Source organism: Kitasatospora sp. MY 5-36, from assembly GCF_001182915.1.
Classification (GTDB): domain Bacteria; phylum Actinomycetota; class Actinomycetes; order Streptomycetales; family Streptomycetaceae; genus Kitasatospora.
The window spans coordinates 1-3,048 of sequence record NZ_LFVW01000950.1; the positions used below are offsets into that span (position 1 = coordinate 1).

4 protein-coding genes are annotated in these 3,048 nt (G+C 76.6%); 3 read left to right on the forward strand and 1 reads right to left on the reverse strand.

Annotated elements, in window-relative coordinates:
- Positions 1–1,336: threonine/serine exporter ThrE family protein (locus AE652_RS38670; RefSeq protein WP_049660130.1), on the forward strand; the 1,336-nt coding region annotated here is incomplete at its 5' end.
- A gap of 167 nt (positions 1,337–1,503) precedes the next feature.
- Entirely contained in the window at positions 1,504–1,659 is a 156-nt protein-coding gene (locus AE652_RS47620) for a DUF6131 family protein (RefSeq protein ID WP_143204583.1), read from the forward strand.
- Between the two features lie 75 nt (positions 1,660–1,734).
- On the opposite strand, the gene AE652_RS38675 is transcribed toward AE652_RS47620, so the two are convergent.
- A complete protein-coding gene (locus tag AE652_RS38675) occupies positions 1,735–2,076 on the reverse strand; it encodes a hypothetical protein (protein ID WP_049660132.1) in 342 nt (113 codons plus the stop codon).
- A 229-nt stretch (positions 2,077–2,305) separates the two neighbouring features.
- Here AE652_RS38675 and AE652_RS38680 point away from each other — a divergent pair, with 229 nt between their 5' ends.
- On the forward strand, positions 2,306–2,947 hold the full coding sequence (locus AE652_RS38680; RefSeq protein ID WP_049660133.1) for an L-threonylcarbamoyladenylate synthase: 642 nt from the start codon (positions 2,306–2,308) through the stop codon (positions 2,945–2,947).
- The last annotated feature ends 101 nt before the right edge of the window (positions 2,948–3,048 follow it).

The following is a 3,048-nucleotide window of genomic DNA, read 5'->3' on the forward strand; positions in this document are numbered from 1 at the left end:
CGACCGCCGGCCCGCGCCGGAGGGGGCCGGCGCGGACCCGCCGACGGGCGTCGAGCCGGCCCGGGTGCTGGACCTCGCGCTGCTGGTCGGCGAGCTGCTGCTGGCCAGCGGCGAGGCGGCGGAGGACGTCGAGGCCGCGATGCTCGCCGTCGCCCACGCCTACCGGGTCCAGCCCTGCGACCCGCAGGTGACCTTCACCCGGGTGGCGATCTCCTACCAGCCCGGCCCGTCGGAGCCCTCGCTGACCGCCGAGTGCTCGGTGCGCCGCCCGGCCGTCGACTACGCGCGGCTGGCCCTGGTGTTCCGGCTGGTCACCGAGATCGCCGTGGGCGGGATGGCCGTCCCCGAGGCGCACGGCCGCCTGGTGGCGGCCCGCCGTCGCCGCCGCCGGTACTCCGGCCGGCTGTTCGTGCTCTCCTGCGGCGGGATGGCCGGGGCCGCCACACTGCTGATCGGCGGCCGGGCCGACGCCCGGGCCTGGCTGGTGTTCGCCAGCGCCGTCGTCGCCGCGCTGGTGGGCGAGCGCTTCTCGGCCCTGGTGGCGCGCCACGACCTCCCGGCGTTCTACCAGTTCGTGGTGGCGGCGGTGCCCGCCGCCGTGATCGGCATCCTGCTCTCGTTCAACGGTCTGCACCTGCGCGGATCGGTGGTGATCACCGGCGGGCTGTTCGCGGTGCTGCCGGGGTGGCCCATGGTGGCGGCGGCCCAGGACGGCCTGGCGGGCTTCTACCTCACCGCCGCCGCCCGGCTGCTCGAAGCGCTCTACCTGATGACCGGCGTGGTGGTCGGGGTGATGACGGTGCTCTACGTCGGCGTCAACAACGGCGCCGACCTCGCCGCCCAGGACGTCCCGCCCGGGGCGGTCAACCCCCCGCTGCAACTCGCCGCCGCGGTGCTGCTCACCCTGGCGTTCGCGGTGCTGCTGAACACCGAGCCGGCCACGCTGCCGGCGGTCCTGCTGAACAGCGCGGCCGGCTGGACCACGTACGGGGTGCTGGTGAACGCGGGCGGCGAGCCGATCCTGGCCACCGGTCTGGCCGCCGGGCTGGTCGGCCTGTCCGGCCAGCTCATGGCGCGCTGCCGGGGCAGCTCGGCGCTGCCGCACATCACCGCCGCCCTGGGGCCGCTGCTGCCCGGCTCGGTGCTGTACTTCGGGATGCTGGCCTTCGTCCGGGGCGAACCCGAGATCGGGCTGAGCGGCATCGGGCGGGCCGCCGCGATGGCGATGGCCCTCGCCATCGGCGTCAACCTGGGCCGCGAGCTGGCCCGGCTCTTCCTGCCCGCGCCCCGGGTGGCTGCCCCGCCCCGCCGGCAGGGCGGCCGCCACCGGCGCTGACGGGGGAGTGGCGGGGCGGTTTGCCCGGGCCGAGGCGCGGTAGACGCGGGGGGTGTGGAGACGGGCCGGGCAGGACAGGCCCCGATCCCCGGGGACGACCGCTGCGGCCGGTTCGGGCCGACCGGGCCGCCCCCGCCGACAGCCACCCACCAACCCGGGAGACCCTCGTGATACTCCTCGGCGTCATCCTGCTCATCATCGGCTTCGTCACCGGAATCTCGATCCTGTGGACCATCGGCATCGTGCTGGCCGTGGTCGGCCTGGTCCTGTGGCTCGCCGGAACGCTCGGGCACGCCGTCGGCGGCCGCCGCCACTACTACTGACCGGGCCTGCGCCCTGTTCAGCGCCGTGCGCCACCCGTTCGACGCCCCGGGCCCGGCGGGCTCGGGGACGGTCGTTCAGGGACGGTCCTCGTGCAGCCCGCAGAGCCAGGCCAGTGCCCGGTGGACGCCGAGGACGTAGGTGTGGTCCGCCCCCTGGGTGCGGACGAGGTGGAGGCGGACGGCGGCGGCCTGGCACTCGGCCAGCAGCTGGGCGAGGCACGGGCCGATGGAGCCGGCCGTGGCGGCGGCGGTGACCGGGGCCGCGACCTGGGCGCCGGCGGCCCACCGGTAGGCGCCGAGCACGCCGTGCTCGAAGCCGGTCCAGGGCCGGGGCCGCCGGTTGACCTTGTCGATCGCGGCGAACACCTCGTCCAGCGGACGCACTCCCACGGCCGGGACCGTCTCGTCACTGGTCATGTGCGCAACCTACGTCCGCCCGCCACCGCCCGCCCCCGGGGAAGGCGGCCCGGTACGGCGGCACTGTCCCGAGCCACCCGGGCGGCCGAGGAGCCCCGCACACCGCGACCCCGGGGCGTGGCCGGGCGGCGGGAGCGGGACGGGTAGGCTGACCAGGTCGTGTCCGGCCGGAGAGGTGGCCGGGCCGGAGGAACGGGGCGGGCCGGCGGCCCGCCGGTGGAGACCCCTGATGACTCGTCGTTTTGACTGCTCGGACCCGTCGGAGCGCGCGGCCGGGCTGCGCGAGGCCGTGGCCGCGGTGCGCCGCGGTGAACTCGTCGTCCTGCCCACGGACACCGTGTACGGCGTGGGCGCGGACGCCTTCGCACCGCGGGCCGTCGACCGCCTGCTGCGCGCCAAGGGCCGGGGACGGAACATGCCCTCGCCGGTGCTGGTCGGCTCCCCGGAGGCGCTGGACGGGCTGGTCGAGGTGACGGAGCGCGCGCGGGACCTGGTCAAGGAGTTCTGGCCGGGCGGGCTGACCGTGGTCGCCCGCCACCTGGACTCGGTCGAGCTGGACCTCGGCGAGACCAACGGGACGGTCGCGGTGCGGATGCCCGCGCACCCGGTCGCCATCGAACTGCTCAACGCCACCGGGCCGTTGGCCGTCTCCAGCGCGAACCTGACCGGGCACGACTCGCCGCAGGACTGCGACGCCGCCCAGGGCATGCTCGGCGACTCGGTGGCCGTCTACCTCGACGGAGGCCCGACCGCGGCCGCCGTGCCCTCCTCGATCGTGGACATCACCGGCGAGGTGCCGGTCCTGCTGCGGGCGGGCGCGATCGGCGCCGAGCGCCTGCGCGAGGTGGTCCCCGACCTGCGGGAGCGCTGAGGCCGGACCCCCCGGAGCCCCGGCCCGCGTAAGCGAAGCCCCGATCCGCGGGAGCGCCGCGCCCGGTCGACGGGCCGTACCGCGTGGCGCCCCGGCGGCCC

Excerpts from the sequence above, each read along its gene's own strand:
- AE652_RS38675 (WP_049660132.1), bottom strand. The coding sequence starts at position 2,076 with ATGACCAGTGACGAGACGGTCCCGGCCGTGGGAGTGCGTCCGCTGGAC.
- AE652_RS38680 (WP_049660133.1), top strand. The coding sequence starts at position 2,306 with ATGACTCGTCGTTTTGACTGCTCGGACCCGTCGGAGCGCGCGGCCGGG.